The following is an 18,094-nucleotide window of genomic DNA, read 5'->3' as shown; positions in this document are numbered from 1 at the left end:
ACTTCACAGGCGGAGCGAGCATGAAAGCAAGCACAGTACTGGGCATTGACGCGGGCGGCACCCATACCGACGCGGTGCTGATCACCGGCCACGGGGCGGATCTGCGCCTGGCGGCCTCGGCCAAGGTCAAAACCCGCCATGACGATCTGCCCGCCTCGGTGCGGGAAGTGCTGGCGGCTCTGGCCGGAGAGCCGGGAAGCGACGGAGCGGCGGCCCTGGCCGCCGTGGAGCGCGTGACCCTGGGCACGACCCTGGCGGTCAACGCCCTGGTGCAGGGCCGGGCCGACACGGTGGGGCTGGCGCTTTCCGCCGGGCCGGGCCTGAACCCCGCGCGCTTCGCCTTGGGCGAACATGTCTGCGTGGCGCCCGGCGGCCTGGACCACCGGGGCGTGGAAGTGAGTCCCCTGCAAACGGACGGCCTGGCCCGGCAGGCGGCGGCCTGGCGTGACGCGGGCGTGGCCGCCGTGGCCTGCGTGGGCAAATTTTCGCCGCGCAATCCGGCCCATGAGCGTGTCATGGGCGCGGCAGTGGCCAAAGCGTCAGGCTTGCCCGTCACCCTGGGGCACCGGCTTTCGGGACGGCTCAATTTTCCCCGCCGGGTGGCCACGGCCTATTACAACGCGGCCGTGCAGCGCCTGCACAACGCTTTTCTGGACGCCGTGGAGGCGGCCCTGGCCGACGCGGGCATCCATGCGGCCACCCGGCTGCTCAAGGCCGACGGCGGCGCGGTGCCGGTATCCCTTTCGCGGCGCGAGCCGGTGCAGTCCATTTTGTCCGGCCCGGCGGCCAGCGTCATGGGCGTCATGGCCCTCTGTCCGGAAGCGGGGCGGGGCTGCTCCCTGCTGCTGGACATGGGCGGCACCACCACGGACATGGCCCTGTTCGCCGACGGCTCGCCGGTGATCGACCGTGACGGCATGTTGTTGCAGGGCCGCCGCACTCTGGTACGGGCTCTGGCCTCGACGTCCATCGGCGTGGGCGGGGATTCCCTGCTCACCGTGGAGGGCACGGGCGCGGCGACGCGCGTGCGGACAGGCCCCCTGCGCGAAGGCCCGGCCATGGCCTTCGGCGGCGTTCGGCCCACCCTGCTGGACGCGCTGAATGCGCTGGACGGCAACAGCGCCTCAGGCGACCGGGGCAACGTGGCCGCCTCGCGCGACGGCGTGGCGGCCCTGGCGGTCTTGTGCGGCCTGGAACCCCGCATCCTGGCCCAAAAGGCCGTGGACGACGCCCTGGCGCGGGTCACGCGGGCCGCGCATGAACTTATCGACGCGGTCAACGCGCGGCCCATCTACACATTGGCCGCGCTCAAGGCCGCGCGCGAGGCCCGCCCCGACCGGATCTGGCTGGTGGGCGGCCCGGCGGACTGCATCCGCGAGCGGCTGGCGGCGGCTTTCGGCCTGCCTGTGGCCAGCCCGCCGCACGCCGCCGTGGCCAACGCCGTGGGCGCGGCCCTGACCCTGCCCACGGCCGGGCTGGAAATTTACGCGGACACGGGCCGGGGCCTGCTGCGCGCGCCCGCCCTGGATCTGGAGGAGCGCATCAACAGGGGCTTTACTCTGGACGCCGCCGAGCGCCGCGCCGGGGAACTGCTTGCGGCCCACCTGGCCGCCGAGGGCGTGCCGGATGCGGCCGTGGAAGTGCTGGAGGCCGACCTTTTCGCCACCCTGGACGACAGCGGCTACGGCTCCAAGGACATCCGGGTGGCCTGCCAGGTCGTGCCGGGCATTGCCGGGAGGTTATAGGGGAAGCGCCGATTACTGGTCTTTTTGCCCTCTGCCGGCGCCGGGCTCACTTCACGCGAAGGTCGAATCTGTTTGAATATGCTCCCTCCGCCCGCAGTTCGCCTGTCTTGGCAGAGAACAAAAATCCTCACTACTCGGCGTTTCCCCAAGATGTCCCCATGTTGAAATGCTCTGATGCCGTACGACTGCCGCCGGCTGACTGAACCCTTGAAAAGCGAAGCGTTTCAGATCTAGAGCATTTTTACTTTGAAATTGCTCTAACGCCGCACACGGTACGGCGTGGTTTCCGCCGGAATGCCAACTTTGAAATTTGTAAAATTTCAAAGTTAATCTGCTCTAGTTTGCTCTTGGGGAGAAAGCGCATGACCGCCTCGTATATCCTGGCTCTGGACCAGGGCACCACCAGCTCGCGGGCCATTCTGTTCGACCGCCGGGGCCGCATGCTCCAGGTGGCGCAAAAAGAATTCACCCAGATCTATCCCCGGCCCGGCTGGGTGGAGCACAGCCCGGACGAGATTTTCGACACCCAGGCCCATGTGGCCCGCGACTGCCTCAAGCAGGCCGGGGTGCAGGGGCATGAGCTGGCCGCCGTGGGCATCACCAACCAGCGGGAAACCACCGTGGTCTGGGACCGGGCCGGCGGCGCGCCGGTGTATAACGCCATCGTCTGGCAGGACCGCCGCACCGCCGCTGTCTGCGACCGGCTGCGTGCCGAAGGCAAGGCTGAAATCATCCGTCAAAAGACCGGCCTGGTGCTGGACGCCTATTTCTCCGGCACCAAGATCGGCTGGATTCTGGACAACGTGCCCGGCGCGCGGGCCAGGGCCGAGGTGGGCGAGCTGCTCTTCGGCACCGTGGATTCCTGGCTGATCTGGAATTTCAGCAAACGCGGCGCGCATCTCACCGACCCCTCCAATGCCAGCCGCACCTTGCTGTTCAACATTCATACCGGCCAATGGGACGACGAGCTGCTGGACCTGCTGGGCGTGCCGCGCGCCATGCTGCCCGAGGTTGTTCCTTCCTCCAGCCTCATGGCCCGCGTCCATCCCGAGTTTTTCGGCCACCCCGTGCCCGTGGCGGGCGCGGCGGGCGACCAGCAGGCCGCCGCCTTCGGCAATGCCTGCCTGCACGAGGGCATGGTCAAAAACACTTACGGCACGGGCTGTTTCCTGCTGCTGAACACCGGCGCGCGGCCCAGGGAGAGCCGGAACAACCTGCTGGCCACCGTGGCCTGGGAAACGCCGCGCGGCAGAAGCTATGCCCTGGAGGGCAGCGTTTTCGCGGGCGGGGCCGTGGTCCAGTGGCTGCGCGACGGCCTGGGCTTCATTCGGGATTCGTCGGAAATGGAAGGGCTGGCCGCCAGCGTGCCGGACAACGGCGGCGTCTATCTGGTGCCCGCCTTCACGGGCCTGGGCGCTCCGCATTGGGACCAGTATGCGCGCGGCATCCTGGTGGGTCTGACCAGGGGCACGGAGCGCGGGCACATTGCCAGGGCGGCCATTGAGGCCATCGCTCTCCAGACGCTGGACGTCATGGAGGCCATGCGGGCGGATGCCGGTCTGGATCTCAGCCTGCTGCGCGTGGACGGCGGGGCCAGCCGCAACAATATGCTCATGCAGTGCCAGGCCGACCTCACCGGCGTGGCCGTGGAACGACCGGTGGTTACGGAAACCACTGCCCTGGGGGCCGCCTGCCTGGCGGGTCTGGCCGTGGGCTTCTGGCAGGACGAGGAGGAAGCGGCCTCCCTCTGGCAACTGGACCGCCGCTTTGAGCCAAAAATGCCTGAGGAGCGGCGCGCCGAGCTGCTCCACCACTGGCGCCGGGCCGTGGAGCGCTCCCGCCGCTGGATCGAGACCGAGGAGTGAAGCCCGCATGCGGATAGTTCTTTTTGAGCCCGAAATCCCTCCCAATACCGGCAATGTGGCCCGGCTCTGCGCTGCCACCGGTACGGAGCTGCACCTCATCGAACCCCTGGGCTTCAAGCTGGAAAACCGCTATCTCAAGCGCGCCGGTCTGGACTACTGGCCCAATGTGCGCCTGTTCACCTGGCCGGACTGGCGGGCCTTCGCGCAACGTCCCGGCAGGCCCGCGACGGAGCGCTGGGTCATGACCTCGGCCAAGAGCCGCCACGGCAGCGCGCCTGTGCAGCATTTCGCCTTCCAGCCGGAAGACAGCCTGATCTTCGGCCCGGAAACGCGCGGCCTGCCGCCGGAAATGCTGGACGCCTCGCCGCATCATGTGCGCATCCCCATGCGTGAGGGCGGGGTACGCAGCCTGAATCTCTCCACCTCGGCGGGCATTGTGCTGTATATGGCTCTGGCCGCCAGCGGCCTGCTGGAACAATGGACCTGAGCCTCCTGCGGTCTTTGTTCCCGTACTCGGTGTGGGACTGCTGGTGGCTGGCCCCCGTGGCCCTGCTGCTGGATCTCCGGCTGGGCGATCCCGCCTTGCCCTGGCCGCATCCGGTCTGTTTCGCGGGCCGTCTGCTGGGCCGCCTGGAAGGCCCGGCCCGGCGCTGGATGCGGCGCGGCGGCGCGGCAGGCGAAAAACGGCGCGGGCGGCTGGCGGGGCTGGTCTGCCTGTTTTTGCTGACCGGCGTGAGCGGTCTGGCGGTCTGGCTGCTGATTTCGCTGCCGTTGCTGGGGGTGCTGTCGGCCGTGTATCTGGCCTGGGCCGGACTGGCCATGGGCAGCCTGCTGGATACGGGTAGGGAAGTGTTGCGCCGGGTGGAAACATACCCCGAGCCTGAAGCGCGCGAGGCCCTGTCCTGGCTGGTCAGCCGGGATACCGGCCGTATGGACCGTCCGCTGATGCGCAAGACCCTGGCTGACACCCTCTCGGAAAATTTTACCGACGCGCTGCTGGCCCCGTTTTTCTGGCTCTTGCTGGCCGGTCCCGTGGGCCTGTGGATGTACAAGGCCGTAAGCACTACGGATTCCATGTGGGGCTATCTGACGGAGCGCTGGCGCTGGCTGGGTTGGGCCGGGGCCCGCGCCGACGACTGCCTGGCCTTCATTCCCGCGCGCCTTTCCGTGGGGGCTTTACGGCTGACGGATGTTCTGCTGCGCTGTCTGAGGCCCGCGGCGCGGATCTGGGACGGTTCATGGCCGGGCTTCCGGCTGGTGGCCCGGCAGGCGGTGGGCATGCCCAGCCCCAATTCCGGCTGGTCCATGACCGCCTGCGCCTGGCTCTGCCGGGCGCGCATGGCCGGGCCTTCGGTCTATTTCGGCGCACTGGTGGGCAAGCCCTGGCTGGGACCGTCGCGTGAATCCGCCGCCCCCTGGGACCGCGCCCGCCTGCTGGCCTTGTGCGCGCTTATGCGCTATAGCGCCCTTTACGGCGGCCTGTCGCTCTGGCTGGCCTGCCTCTTACTCCGTTTTTTCTTTGCCTGAAGGATGCTCCATGTTGCTGGCCGTATTGTATGCCTTTTGTCTGGCTGTGGGCTTTCTGACCGGGGCCACCGGCGTGGGCGGCGTGCTGGTGCCGCCCGCCCTGGTGCTGTTGAGCGGGCTTGAAACCCATACGGCTATGGGCACGTCCCTGGCCGCCATGTTTTTTCTGACCCTTCTGGGCACCTGGATGTTCTGGCGGCTGGGCCTGATCCGCTGGCGCGAGGCCCTGCCCCTGGTCCTCGGCGGCGGTCTGGCGGGCTGGCCCGGCGCCTGGTGCAACGCCCGTCTGGACGCCGGGCCGCTGATCTACATTCTGGGCGCGGTCATTGTGCTGGCCGGGCTGTGCGCCCTGCGGCCGCCGACGGCCCGCGACAAGGGCAATCTCTTCTGGCATGGAAAGGCGGGCCTGTTCGGCATCGGCGCGGCCACGGGCTTTGTGGCCGGGCTCACCGGCGTGGGCGGGGGGGTGCTCTCCGTGCCCTGGATGATCATTGTGGGCTATGCGCCGCTGACGGCCGTGGCCCTGTCCATGCCTTTCCAGGTGCTGGCGACCCTGTCCGGCTCCCTGGCCAATGTGACCGGGGGCTATCTGGATTACAACCTGCTGCCCGGCGTGACCCTGGCCTGTCTGTTCGGCTTCTGGCGGGGCGTGGCCGCGGCCCGGCGCATGTCGCCCCTGCTGCTGCGCCGGGCCATCGGCGTGGTCTGCTGCGCTTTGGGCGTTTTTTTGCTTGTGCGCCAGCTCATGTCTTAGCATACTCCAGCCATGAATATAGCCGCCGTATTCATCCGCCGTCCGGTCGCCACCGCCCTGCTCATGCTGGGCATGCTCTTTTTCGGCGTTACCGGCTACCTTTCCCTGCCGGTGAACCAGCTGCCCAACGTGGACTTTCCCACCATCCAGGTCATGGCCGACCTGGCGGGCGCGGACCCGGAGACCATGGCCGCCTCCGTGGCGACGCCCCTGGAAAAGGAATTTTTCACCATCGCGGGCATTGATTCCATTTCCTCGGTCAATGCCGTGGGCCGTACCCGCATCACCATCCAGTTCGCCCTGGACAGGAATATCGACGCGGCGGCCCTGGACGTGCAGTCGGCCATCGGCCTGGCCCAGCGCCGCCTGCCCACCAGCATGACCACGCCCCCCAGTTTCCGCAAGGTCAACCCGGCGGACATGCCCATTCTCTATCTGCGCGTTTCCTCGCCGACCCTGCCGCTGTACCAGCTCAACGAATACGCGGATACGCTCATCGGCCAGCGCCTGTCCATGGTGGAAGGCGTGGCCCAGGTGGTCATTTACGGCCAGAAGAAATACGCCGTGCGCGTGCAACTGGACCCGGACGAGCTGGCCTCGCGCGGGCTGGGCATCGACGAGGTGGCCGACGCCGTGGCCGCCGCCAACTCCATGCTGCCCACCGGTTCCCTGGAGGGCGAGCAGCGGGCCAGCTCCATCAAATCCTCGGGCCAGCTGCTCAACGCCCGGGCCTTCCGCGACACGGTGGTGGCCTACCGTAACGGCGCGCCCGTGCGCCTGCGCGATCTGGGCACGGTGGAAGACAGCGTGCAGCAGGACAAACAGATCTCCTGGAGCAACGGCGGCGTGCCCAGCATCACCCTGGCCGTGGAGCGCCAGCCCGGCACCAACACCGTGCAGGTGGTGGACGCCATCCGCAAGCTGCTGCCCGCCCTGGAGCGCCAGGTGCCGCCTTCGGTCAAGGTGGACGTTTTTTACGACCGTTCTGAATCCATCCGCGAATCAGTGGCCGACGTGAAGTTCACCCTGGTGCTCACGGTTTTTCTGGTGGTGCTGGTCATCTTCATCTTTCTGCGCAATCTCCCGGCCACGGTCATTCCCAGCCTGGCGCTGCCTATGTCCGTGATTTCCACCTTCGCGGTCATGGCCGTGCTGGGCTACAGCCTGGACAATCTCTCGCTCATGGCCCTGACGCTCGCCGTGGGCTTTGTGGTGGACGACGCCATCGTCATGCTGGAAAACATCGTCCGCCACCAGGAAATGGGCAAGGACCCCCTCAGAGCGGCTTACGACGGCTCGGCGGAAATCGGCTTCACCATTGTCTCCATGACCATCTCCCTGGCGGCGGTCTTCATTCCCGTGCTGTTCATGGGCGGCATCGTGGGGCGGCTGTTCCGAGAGTTCGCGGTGGTCATCATCACGGCCATCCTCTGTTCCGGCGTGGTTTCGCTCACGCTCACGCCCATGCTCTGCGCCTATTTCCTGAAAGCCGGGCAGAAGCACAAGGCCGGATATGAGGGCATGTACGGCAGGCTGGAACGCATGTTCGACTGCCTGGCGGCGGGTTATGCCCGTTCGCTGGATTACGTGCTGCGCCATCGCCTGGCCGCGCTCGGCGCCTCCCTGGGCCTGCTGGTCCTGACCATCTGGCTGGGCGTGGTCATGCCCAAGGGTTTTCTGCCCGCCGAGGACATGGGCTTTCTGGTCGCCAGCACCGAAGCGGAGCAGGGCGTTTCCTTCCAGGGCATGGTGGAGGCCCAGCACAAGCTGGATACCCTGCTGGAAAAACAGCCCCATGTCTCCATGTTCAACTCCGTGGTGGGCATTGTGGGCTCCAGCCAGAGCATGAACAACGGCATTCTGCTCATGCACCTCAAGCCTCATGACCAGCGCCCGAACATCGAGACCGTGGCCCAGCGCCTGCGGCGGGAGCTGAACACCTCCCCGGCCCTGCGGGTTTTTGTGCGCGTGCCCCCGGCCATCAATATCGGCGGGCGCTCCTCCAAGGCTCTCTATCAGTATACCCTGTCCGGACCGGACATGGCGGCCCTTTACGACAGCGCCCAGAAGGTGGAGGAGGCCCTGCGCAAGCTGCCCGAAATCCAGGATGTGAACAGCGATCTGCAGCTCAAGAACCCGGAGCTGCGCGTGACCATCGACCGCAACCGGGCCGCCGCTCTGGGCGTGAGCCCGCAGCAGATTGAGCTGGCCCTGCAATCGGCCTACGGCTCGCGCGAGATTTCCACTATTTACGCGCCCACCAATGACTACAAGGTCTTTGTGGAACTACAGAAGCGCTTCCAGCAGGACAGCTCGGCCCTGTCCCGTCTGTATGTGCGCTCCAAAGACGGGGATCTGGTGCCTCTGGACACCCTGGCCAAACTCTCGCCCGGCGTGGGACCTATCGCCGTGAACCACAACGGGCAGTTCCCGGCCGTGACCATCTCGTACAATCTGCGGCCCGGCGTGGCTCTGAGCCAGGGCGTGGGGGCAGTGGAAGCCACGGCCCGGCCTTTGCTGCCCGATTCGGTGACCGCCGAATCCCAGGGCACGGCCCAGGCCTTTCAGAATTCTCTTCAGGGCATGGGCTGGCTGCTGATCCTGGCCATTGTGGTCATCTATCTGGTGCTGGGCATCCTCTATGAGAGCTTCATCCATCCCCTGACCATTCTCTCCGGTCTGCCTTCGGCGGGTTTCGGCGCGCTGGCGACGCTCTGGCTGTTCGGCCTGGAACTGGATCTCTACGGCTTTGTGGGCGTGATCATGCTGCTGGGCATTGTCAAGAAAAACGCCATCATGATGCTGGACTTCGCCCTGGAGGCCCAGCGGCGCGACCCCTCGATTACGCCCCTGGCCGCCATTACCGAAGGCTGTCACGTGCGCTTCCGGCCCATCATGATGACGACCATGGCCGCGCTCATGGGCGCGCTGCCCATCGCCATCGGCATCGGGGCCGGGGCCGAGGCCCGGCGGCCTCTGGGCCTGGCCGTGGTGGGCGGCCTGTGTTTTTCGCAGATCGTGACCCTCTACATCACGCCGGTGTATTACTATTATATGGAAAAGTTCTCCCGCCGCCTGAACCGCAACTACGGCGGGCGGTTCCATGACGGCGGAGCGGAGGCCAGAGCCGATTCCGGCGCATGATGCACGAGGTTACTGTGAAAAAGATATATGTTCTTCTGCTGGCGTTGCTCTGCGCCGCCCCGGCCGGGGCCGCCGAGAGCACACGCTGTTTCAATGCCGACGGCCCCAAACTTTCCGTGCAGTCTGGCGTGGTGCGCGACGGACTGCGCCTTCTGCTGCGCGTGCCCGGACTCAGGGGGGACAACTTTCTGCGCGCGGCGCGCAACTACGTCAACAGCGAGTCGTCCTGGAAAGCCCCGCGAGGCTATACGATCACGCGCGTGGCCCTTAAAAACTGCGGCGCCGAACTCCTGCACAAGGACGGCGAGCCCCGTGAGCGGGCGGTTTTGCTGTTGCACGGCGGGGCCTATATCCTGAAACTTTCCAATATCTACCGCGGCATGGCCGTGCGCTATTCGCGCATGGCCGGGGATGCCGACGTGTTCAGCCCGGACTATCGCCTGGCCCCGAAACACGTCTTTCCGGCGGCCCTGGACGACGCCCTGGACGCCTGGAACTGGCTGCTGGCCCAGGGCTACAAGCCGGAAAACATTCTGGTGGTGGGGGACAGCGCGGGCGGCAATCTGGCTCTGGCCCTGACCCTCAGTCTGCGCGACGCGGGCAGGCCGCTGCCCCGCGCCCTGGTCTGCATGTCGCCGTGGACGGATATGACCGGCTCGGGCGAATCGCACATCAAAAATGCGGATATTGATCCCATTTTCGGCAACAATCCCGAATATATGCCGCCCAAGGACGGGGCCATGCCCAAGACCCTGCCCTTTATCTTGAGCTATGTGGGCAAGACAGACCCTAAAAATCCCTATCTTTCCCCGGTCTTCGCCTCCTACACGGGCTTTCCGCCCATGCTGATCCAGGTGGGCACGGACGAAATTCTGGAAAGCGACTCCGAAATCGTCTACCGGCATGCCGTGGACGCGGGCGTGGACGCCACCCTGACCCGTTATTACGGTTTGTTCCACGTTTTCCAGATTTTCGGGGACGCCCTGCCGGAAAGCAGGCACGCCTGGGGAGAGGTCAGACAGTTCATCGCCCTGAAATTTCTTGCCCCGCTGCCGCACTAACATGTCGACGCCCATGCCTGAAACGCCCGCTGCGCGCTGCCGCCGTTGCGGAGAATGCTGTCTGCGCGGCGGCCCGACGCTGATGCGCGAGGATGCCCCCCTGTTGGCAGGGGAGGGGGCTTTGCCTTTGGAGGCCCTGGTCTGCCTGCGGGCCGGAGAGTGGGCGCGTGACGACGCGCGCGGCGTGTTGCGGCCTCTGGACAGGGAACTGCTTAAATTGGCGGGCACGGGCGAGCCCGGCCACCCCTGGCGCTGTCTGTACTACAGGGACGGCGCGGGCTGCGGCATCTACGCCCGGCGTCCCGTGCAGTGCCGCGTTCTGCTCTGCGCGGACACCGCCCCCCTGGAGGCTTTGCTGGCCAACAGGCAAAACCTGGGCCGTTGCGCCGCCCTGGAGGTTTGGGCGGAGGCTTTGGCGGGTGCCGGGCCGGGGCTGCCGTCCGCCGCGCGCGCCTGCTGGCCGGAACTGGCCGGAGCCCATGACGAGGCCTGCCCTGCGGGCAAGGCTCTGGCCCTGGCGTCGGCTCTGGGCTTCCGGCCCCGCCTTGCGCCCGCTCCGGCCCCGCTCGCGGAGGAAGATCGGGAAGCCGCGCGCGCCGAACTGGCGGAGCTGGTCCGTTACGATGCCGCCTTCCGCGAACTCTGCGCCACGCGCGGCCGCGTGCCCGCGCGGGTGTTGCCTTTTCTGTTGGGCAGGCCGCTGGCGGCCCTGCTGTGGGACGTGGGCCTGCGGGTGGGATAAACAGCTTGGGCAATTGAATGGACAGAGCGAAAAAGAAAAATACTCTTGCGCCAGCCTTCCCGCAAAACCAGCTCCCCGCTCACTTGCCGACTGTCTCGGCCGCGTTCGCGGGAATGAGGAAAGAAGACTCACTTACGGACGCAAATGAATATCCGACGATTGAGGCATTCATTCGATTGCCCTGCGGGACAAGCCGCGCCCGGTTGACAGAAGCCCGCGCCCGCCCTACCTTTGCCGCAACCAACTCCCGATCACGACAGTAACTTTACTAAGGATGTAGTCATGCCTTTGTGCAGCGTTGAAGAAGCCGTTGCCGACATCCGGCAGGGCAAAATGGTCATTCTGGTGGACGATGAGGACCGCGAGAACGAGGGCGACCTGACCATGGCCGCCGAACACGTCACGCCGGAAGCCATCAATTTCATGGCCCGTTTCGGGCGCGGCCTGATCTGCCTGCCCATGGCCCCGGAACTGACCGACCGCCTGCAACTGCCTTTGATGACCCAGCGCAACGGTTCGCGTTTCGGAACCAATTTCACGATTTCCATTGAGGCCCGCGAGGGCATTTCCACCGGCATTTCCGCCGCTGACCGCGCCGCCACCATCAAGGCCGCCGTGGCGGACAACTCCCGGCCCGAGGATATCGTTTCGCCCGGCCATGTTTTTCCGCTCCGGGCCAAAGCCGGGGGCGTGCTGTCGCGCACCGGCCAGACCGAGGGCAGCGTGGACCTGGCCCGCCTGGCGGGCCTCAAACCGGCGGCCGTGATCTGCGAGATCATGCGCGACGACGGCACAATGGCCCGCATGCCGGACCTGGAGAAATTCGCCGCCGAGCACGATATCAAGATTGCGGCGGTCAGAGACATCATCCGCTACCGTTTGGAACGCGGCCAGGTTTCCGTGCGTTGCGACGCGCACGCCCATTTGCCCAGTCTGTACGGCGACTTCACGGTCTATGCCTACGAGAGCGAACTGGAGCCCGGCACCCATCTGGCCCTGGTCAAGGGCGACATCAGCGGGCCGGAACCCGTGCTGGTGCGCGTGCACAGCCAGTGCCTGACCGGCGATGCCCTGGGCTCGTTGCGCTGCGATTGCCGGGGACAGCTCGGCGCGGCCCTGCGCCAGATCGAACAGGAAGGGCGCGGGGTGCTCCTCTACATGCGCCAGGAAGGGCGCGGCATCGGCCTTGCCAACAAGATCCGGGCCTATGCCCTGCAGGACCAGGGCTACGATACGGTGGAGGCCAACCGCATGCTGGGCTTCCCCGACGACCTGCGGGACTACGGTACCGGCGCGCAGATCCTGGTGGATCTGGGCATCCGCAAGATCCGCCTGCTGACCAATAATCCCAAGAAAATCGTGGGGCTTTCGGGCTACGGCATTGAAATCGTGGAGCGCGTGCCCATCGAAATCGAATCCTGCCCGGAAAATGAGGCCTATCTGCGCACCAAGAAAGAGAAGATGGCGCACCTGCTGAGCGGCATCCGCTGCCATTAGGGGCTTTGGCACTATGCCTTTTTGCCCGCGCGCTGCGTTAGGTTTCACCTGCTTTTTCAGTCGAGTGCCAAAAGAGTACACTCCTTCAAAGCAGGCTTATCTTTCTTGCGGGCGAACAAAAATTTTATAGTGTCAACAGCCCCTGGTCTGTCTCTGGCCTGTCTGTTCCCAGCGCTGATTGTATTTCATGCCCGGATTTCCCATGGGAAATCCGGGCATGGCGTTTTTGAGCGTTTGCGGGTAACTAACAGACATGACGCGCGTTCCGGGGCACGGAGTGGAACGCGCCTGCCGGGTCGAATGCCTGAGTTACGGCCCTGCATCCCGGAGGGAGGACCATCGGGAGAAAACAATGAAGATACAAGAGCTGATCAAAACCCAGTCCGAGCTGCTGTGGCGGTTCATGGGTTTCTTCCAGAGCCCCTTTCTGCGCGTGCTGCATGCGCTGGTGGTTCTTTTCGTCATCCTGCAGCTGTGCAGCAGCACGTTGATGCGGGTAACGCCGGACGGAGCTTCCTGGACGGCTTGGTATCACATGCTGGAGGGGATGAGCCTGTGTGTTCTGGGCGTGATTGTCGCGGCCTACAGCCTGGGCAAGCACGGCCTGAAATATTTTTTCCCCTATCTCTGGGGCGACGTGGATCAGATCCGCAAGGACCTGATCGCCAGCCTGCACGGCCGGCTCGTGGCGCCCCGGCCCGGCGGCCTGGCTACTTCCGTACAGGGCCTGGGCCTGGGCGCGTTGCTGCTGACCGCCTTTTCCGGCCTGACCTGGTTCTTGCTCTGGCGGGACGGTTCTCCCGCCGCGCATGGCTGGCGCGTGACGCACGAGTGGCTCGCCTGGCTGGTAATCGTGTACTTCATCGGCCACGGCGGCATGGCCTTGCTGCATTTCTTTGTCTGGCAGCGGCAGGTGGCGAAAAAGTAAGGGAAGCGCTGATTACTGATCTTTTTACCCTCCGACCGCGGTTCGCCGTGCTCCAGCCGTAGCCGTGAACGGCTCAAGCAAGCCGCTGACGCGGCAACGGCTTACGCCCTTGATCGAGACAGAAATCTTCATTAATCAGCGCTTCCCCAACCGTTTTTTCGGAGTCCCGGTCCGCTTCAAGGCATCGCGATTCCGGAAAATCGCCGCGCCTTGCATCCACACCGCCCACGGGCGGTGTTTTTGCATCCGCACGGGCATTGACGAAAGGGCTGTTCGGCTCCATATGTAAATAAGAATAATTCTTTTTAAAGGGAAAGGGCGAGGCATGAAGTACTGGCTTTTCAAGACGGAACCCGGCTGTTTTTCCTGGCAGGATCTGGAGAATTCTCCCGATCAGACCTCGCCCTGGGACGGGGTGCGCAACTATCAGGCCCGCAACTTCATGCGTGCCATGCGGGTGGGCGATCTGGGATTTTTCTACCACAGCGGGCAGCAGCCAGGCATTGTGGGCATTGTGGAAATTGTGCGCGCGGCCTACCCGGACGCCACGGCCCAGGACCCGGAGAATCAGCATTTCGACCCCAAGGCCACGCCGGAAAAGCCCATTTGGGAAATGGTGGATGTGCGCCTGCGCCGCGCCCTGCCGCATCCTTTGAGCCGCAAGGAGTTGGCTGCCTGGCCCGAGTTGTCCGGCATGGAACTGATGAAGCGGGGCAGCCGCCTTTCCGTGCAACCCGTGGACGCCAAAGCCTTCGCCTTCATTTGCAACCTGGCCGGGATCCAGCGCCCTTGACCCTTCCGGTCGCAAGCCGCGTGCCGCGCGGGCATGCCTGTACAGCGGCCGCCGGGCGAGGTCGGGTCATTGCGAGCGGTTCCAGCGCCGCTGAAGTTTGCTGCTATGTTGATGGTGATACCACTGCATTTTTTTGGAAAGTCCTCTTTGCAAAAATGACAAAGCAGGCTATACAGTCACATTGTGCAAAGAATCCCAAGCGTTGGCGCGGTTTCCGCGCTCCGGGACCGGACTTTCACAGTTTTCGGGCCGCGCCGTGCGCGGCCTGTTCCCGTAAGGCAATGCGACAGCGGAAAGGTCCGTTGTTCCGGCGGTTGCGGACAGGCTCCCAGTGTCTGATTTTTCAAATGAAACACACAGAACCCGTAGGGTATCGCGGCGGCGTAGCCGCCGTGAGCCGGCGAAAACATGGTTTTTCGCCGGCGATTCCGCGAAAATTGAGGGCATGACCAGGCTCGAAATTTTCGCGATCAGACATCGGGGCGGCTCCGCCGGGGCAAAGGCCGACGTCCCGCAAAGGGCGAATCGTCCATTTGCGGAATGTTTCAGGATACGATGATGCGAGAGCGTGCAAGGAGGCTCTATGGCAAGCCAGGCGTTGATCAAGGATTTTGAGGACCTGATCGGCAAGGAAAATGTGTTCACTTCCGAGGCCGACCGCCAGAGTTATTCATTTGACTCGGCGGTGCTTGAACCCGTGGTTCCGGCGATGGTGCTCCGGCCCACGACCACCGAGCAGCTGGGCCTCTGCGTCAAGAAACTTTATGACAACGGCATTCCCATGACCGTGCGCGGCGCGGGCACCAACCTGTCCGGCGGCACCATTCCGGACCACAGCGATACCGTGGTGGTCTTGACCACCGGCCTGAACCGCATCCTGGAGATCAATTCCAATGACCTCTACGCTGTGGTGGAACCGGGCGTGATCACCGCTGACTTCGCCGCCGCCGTGGCCAAGAAAAATCTCTTCTATCCGCCGGATCCGGGCTCCCAGGCCGTGTCCACCATCGGCGGCAATATCGCCGAGAACGCGGGCGGCCTGCGCGGCCTCAAGTACGGCGTGACCAAGGATTACCTCATGGGCGTCGAATTTTTCGACGCCACGGGCGAGGTGGTCAAAACCGGCTCGCGTACGGTGAAATGCGTCACCGGCTACAATCTGGCGGGCATGCTGATCCAGTCCGAGGGCACACTGGGCGTCATTTCCCAGGCCATTCTCAAGCTGGTGCCGCCGCCCAAGGCCTCCAAGGCCCTTATGGCGGTCTTCGACGACATGCAGAACGCCGCCGAGGCCGTGGCCGGGATCATTGCGGCCCACGTGCTGCCCTGTACCCTGGAATTTCTGGACAACAACACCATCGTGCGCGTGGACGACTTCACCAAGGCCGGTCTGCCGCGCGACGCGGCGGCCATCCTGCTCATTGAGGTGGACGGCCACCCCGCCCAGGTGGCGGACGACGCTGAGGCCGTGGAACGCGTGCTCAAGGAAAACAAGGCTGTGGCCGTGCATGTGCCCAAGGACGCGGCCGAGAAATTCAAACTCTGGGAAGCCCGGCGCATGGCCCTGCCGGTGCTGGCCCGCTGCCGTCCCACCACCGTGCTGGAAGACGCCACCGTGCCCCGTTCGCAGATCCCGGCCATGATGAAGGCCGTCAACGACATCGCGGCCAAATACAAGGTGGAGGTGGGCACCTTCGGCCATGCCGGCGACGGCAACCTGCACCCCACCTTCCTTTGCGACAAGCGCGACGCCGAAGAGTTCAAGCGGGTGGAAGAGGCCATCGACGAAATGTTCGACACGGCCATCAGGCTCCAGGGCACTCTCTCGGGTGAGCACGGCATCGGCACGGCCAAGGCCAAGTGGATGGAAAAGGAAACCTCGCGCGGCACGATCCTGTTCTCACAGCGGCTGCGCCGCGCCCTGGACCCCAAGGGCCTGCTCAATTCCACTAAATTAGTGGGGATTTAGTTCATGAACAATCTGCACGAATTGGCCCAGCGCCTCATGGCGCTGGACGACAGGATTACCGCCTGCATGAAGTGCGGCATGTGCCAGTCGGTCTGCCCCATGTTCGGGGCCTCCGGCAAGGAAGCCGACGTGGCGCGCGGCAAGCTTTTCCTGATCAACAATATGGCCCATGAGCTGCTCAAGGACCCCGAGGCCCTGGCCGACAAGCTCGGCCGCTGCCTACTCTGCGGTTCCTGTCAGGCCGCCTGCCCTCCGGGCGTGAAAATCATGGAAGTCTTCATGGAGGCGCGCGAGCTGGTCAACGCCTATATCGGCCTGCACCCGGTGAAGAAAATGGTTTTCCGCACCCTGCTGGCCAAGCCCGGCCTGTTCAACTTCGCCATGCGCGTGGGCGCGCCCATGCAGGGCCTGATCTTTCGCAAAACCGGCGACGCTCAGGGCACGGTCTGCGCGCCCATGCTCAACTTCATGCTGGGCGACAGGCATATCCGGCCGTTGGCGAAAAAGCCCCTGCACGCCGTTTACGGCGCGCTGGACGAGCCCCGGCCTTCCCGGTCCGAAGGCGGCCTGAAAGTGGCTTTTTACCCGGGTTGCCTGGGCGACAAGATGTACACGGACATGGCCGAAGCCTGCCTCAAGGTGCTGCGTCACCACAAGGTGGCGGTCTTCATGCCCGTGGGCCTGGCCTGCTGCGGCATTCCCGCGCTGTCCTCCGGCGACGCCGAGGGCATGATCAAGCAGATGAAGGTCAATCTTGAAGTGCTCGGCAAGGGTGATTTCGACTATTTGCTGAGCCCCTGCGCTTCCTGCACCTCCACCATCAAGGAGCTCTGGCCGCGTTACGCCGGACGCCTGGGCAGCCTGGAACAGAAACAGGCTGAAAAACTGGCGGAAAAGACCATGGATATCAACGCGTTTTTGGTGGACGTGCTCAAGGTGGAAGCAGCGGCTGCCTCTGGCGATGCCGTGCCCGTCACCTATCACGATTCCTGTCACCTCAAGAAATCGCTGGGCGTGACCGCGCAGCCGCGCGCGGTCATCGCGGCCAACCCCGGCTACAAGCTCACGGAAATGGAAGAGGCCGACCGCTGCTGCGGCTGCGGCGGTTCCTTCAACCTTTTCCACTACGATTATTCACGACGGATCGGCCAGCGCAAGCGCGACAATGTGGTTGCCACGGGCGCGCAGGTAGTGGCGGCGGCCTGTCCGGCCTGCATGATGCAACTGGAGGATGTGCTTTCGCACAACAACGACCCCGTGCGGGTCAAACATCCGGTGGAAATCTACGCGGAAAGCCTGAAGTAGGCGTCAGGCTCCGTATCGCCCCCCGGCGGCGGTGGAATGCGAACAACGTTCCGCCGTCTGCCGTCCGGCGCGCTTCACGCTGTATATCCGTTCAAGTCAAAAGGTGTTAACGCCGTTCAAAGGAGTACGCTATGCCCCCTGTGAACCCGGAACTGGTAGAGGCCTTCAGCGCCAAAGCCGCCATAGTCAACGCCGTGGTGCAGGAAGTGCCGTCCATGGCGGCGGCCCTGCAGTATGTGGTGGATGTCTGTGAAAACAAAGCCCCGGCCGAACTGCTGGCCGACGAGCCCGGCGTGCAGCAGGGCCCGCTGGGCCCCAACAAGGTGCCCACCCGTGTGCAGCGCATTGTGGCCGCGCCGGACCTTGACGACGAGGATTTCGCCGCCTTGGCCCTGGCCTGCGAGGAAAAGGGCTTTGCCTGCCTGCGCAACGGCCTGCGCAACCATCTGGCCGGCATCGACGTTGGCCTGTCCCGCGCCGAGCTCGGCGTGGCCGGCAGCGGCACCTGCATGATGAACACGGATAACGAGGACGTGCGTCTGGCTGGCATGATCTCGGAAATCCACGTCATCCTGCTGCGCAAGTCCGACATTTATCCCGATCTTCCTTCCATTGCCCAGCTTCTGCGCGAACGCATGAACGCCGCGCCCGCCACGTACACCACGCTGATCACCGGCCCGAGCCGCACCGCGGACATCGAGCGGGTGGGCGCTGTGGGCGTGCACGGCCCGCTGGAACTGCACATCATTCTTCTGGAGGACTGA

At 64.8% G+C, this 18,094-nt stretch carries 14 protein-coding genes; all 14 read left to right on the top strand.

The window, feature by feature from the left end; all coding sequences use genetic code 11:
• Positions 1-20: 20 nt before the first annotated feature.
• The 14 genes from HMPREF0326_RS00850 (at position 21) to HMPREF0326_RS00785 (ending at position 18,094) form a co-directional block, all read left to right on the top strand.
• Positions 21-1,745 carry a hydantoinase/oxoprolinase family protein gene (locus HMPREF0326_RS00850; RefSeq protein ID WP_020990116.1) on the top strand — a complete coding sequence of 575 codons (1,725 nt, stop codon included), beginning with the start codon at positions 21-23 and terminating at the stop codon, positions 1,743-1,745.
• Between the two features lie 362 nt (positions 1,746-2,107).
• On the top strand, positions 2,108-3,610 hold the full coding sequence (glpK, locus tag HMPREF0326_RS00845; RefSeq protein ID WP_008681992.1) for a glycerol kinase GlpK: 1,503 nt from the start codon (positions 2,108-2,110) through the stop codon (positions 3,608-3,610).
• 7 nt (positions 3,611-3,617) lie between these two features.
• Positions 3,618-4,097, top strand: coding sequence for a tRNA (cytidine(34)-2'-O)-methyltransferase (locus HMPREF0326_RS00840; RefSeq protein WP_008681990.1), 480 nt, complete (start codon positions 3,618-3,620; stop codon positions 4,095-4,097).
• Positions 4,088-5,137 carry a CobD/CbiB family cobalamin biosynthesis protein gene (locus HMPREF0326_RS00835; RefSeq protein ID WP_008681988.1) on the top strand — a complete coding sequence of 350 codons (1,050 nt, stop codon included), beginning with the start codon at positions 4,088-4,090 and terminating at the stop codon, positions 5,135-5,137. The genes HMPREF0326_RS00840 and HMPREF0326_RS00835 overlap by 10 nt, the downstream gene beginning before the upstream one ends.
• Positions 5,138-5,147: 10 nt before the next feature.
• Positions 5,148-5,891 (top strand): sulfite exporter TauE/SafE family protein, encoded by a 744-nt coding sequence (locus tag HMPREF0326_RS00830; protein ID WP_009302854.1) that lies wholly within the window; start codon positions 5,148-5,150, stop codon positions 5,889-5,891.
• 12 nt (positions 5,892-5,903) lie between these two features.
• Positions 5,904-9,035 carry an efflux RND transporter permease subunit gene (locus HMPREF0326_RS00825; protein WP_008681986.1) on the top strand — a complete coding sequence of 1,044 codons (3,132 nt, stop codon included), beginning with the start codon at positions 5,904-5,906 and terminating at the stop codon, positions 9,033-9,035.
• Between the two features lie 14 nt (positions 9,036-9,049).
• On the top strand, positions 9,050-10,096 hold the full coding sequence (locus HMPREF0326_RS00820; RefSeq protein WP_232221581.1) for an alpha/beta hydrolase: 1,047 nt from the start codon (positions 9,050-9,052) through the stop codon (positions 10,094-10,096).
• 1 nt (position 10,097) lies between these two features.
• A complete protein-coding gene (locus HMPREF0326_RS00815; protein WP_084493607.1) occupies positions 10,098-10,838 on the top strand; it encodes a YkgJ family cysteine cluster protein in 741 nt (246 codons plus the stop codon).
• Between the two features lie 282 nt (positions 10,839-11,120).
• On the top strand, positions 11,121-12,335 hold the full coding sequence (locus HMPREF0326_RS00810) for a bifunctional 3,4-dihydroxy-2-butanone-4-phosphate synthase/GTP cyclohydrolase II (protein ID WP_008681981.1): 1,215 nt from the start codon (positions 11,121-11,123) through the stop codon (positions 12,333-12,335).
• 352 nt (positions 12,336-12,687) lie between these two features.
• On the top strand, positions 12,688-13,263 hold the full coding sequence (locus HMPREF0326_RS00805) for a cytochrome b/b6 domain-containing protein (RefSeq protein ID WP_008681978.1): 576 nt from the start codon (positions 12,688-12,690) through the stop codon (positions 13,261-13,263).
• 325 nt (positions 13,264-13,588) lie between these two features.
• Positions 13,589-14,056, top strand: coding sequence for an EVE domain-containing protein (locus HMPREF0326_RS00800; RefSeq protein ID WP_008681973.1), 468 nt, complete (start codon positions 13,589-13,591; stop codon positions 14,054-14,056).
• 583 nt (positions 14,057-14,639) lie between these two features.
• The gene (locus HMPREF0326_RS00795) at positions 14,640-16,025 is read left to right on the top strand and encodes an FAD-binding oxidoreductase (protein WP_008681971.1); all 1,386 of its coding nucleotides are present in this window, start codon (positions 14,640-14,642) and stop codon (positions 16,023-16,025) included.
• Positions 16,026-16,028: 3 nt separating this feature from the next.
• A complete protein-coding gene (locus tag HMPREF0326_RS00790) occupies positions 16,029-17,330 on the top strand; it encodes a (Fe-S)-binding protein (protein ID WP_008681968.1) in 1,302 nt (433 codons plus the stop codon).
• Between the two features lie 131 nt (positions 17,331-17,461).
• Positions 17,462-18,094: a LutC/YkgG family protein gene (locus HMPREF0326_RS00785; RefSeq protein ID WP_008681966.1), complete on the top strand. Its 633-nt coding sequence runs from the start codon at positions 17,462-17,464 to the stop codon at positions 18,092-18,094.

Source organism: Desulfovibrio sp. 3_1_syn3 (assembly GCF_000145315.2).
In the GTDB taxonomy this organism is placed as follows: Bacteria; Desulfobacterota; Desulfovibrionia; order Desulfovibrionales; family Desulfovibrionaceae; genus Desulfovibrio; species Desulfovibrio fairfieldensis.
Note: the sequence above shows the minus strand (reverse complement) of the source record. Positions and strands in the feature narration are given on the sequence as shown.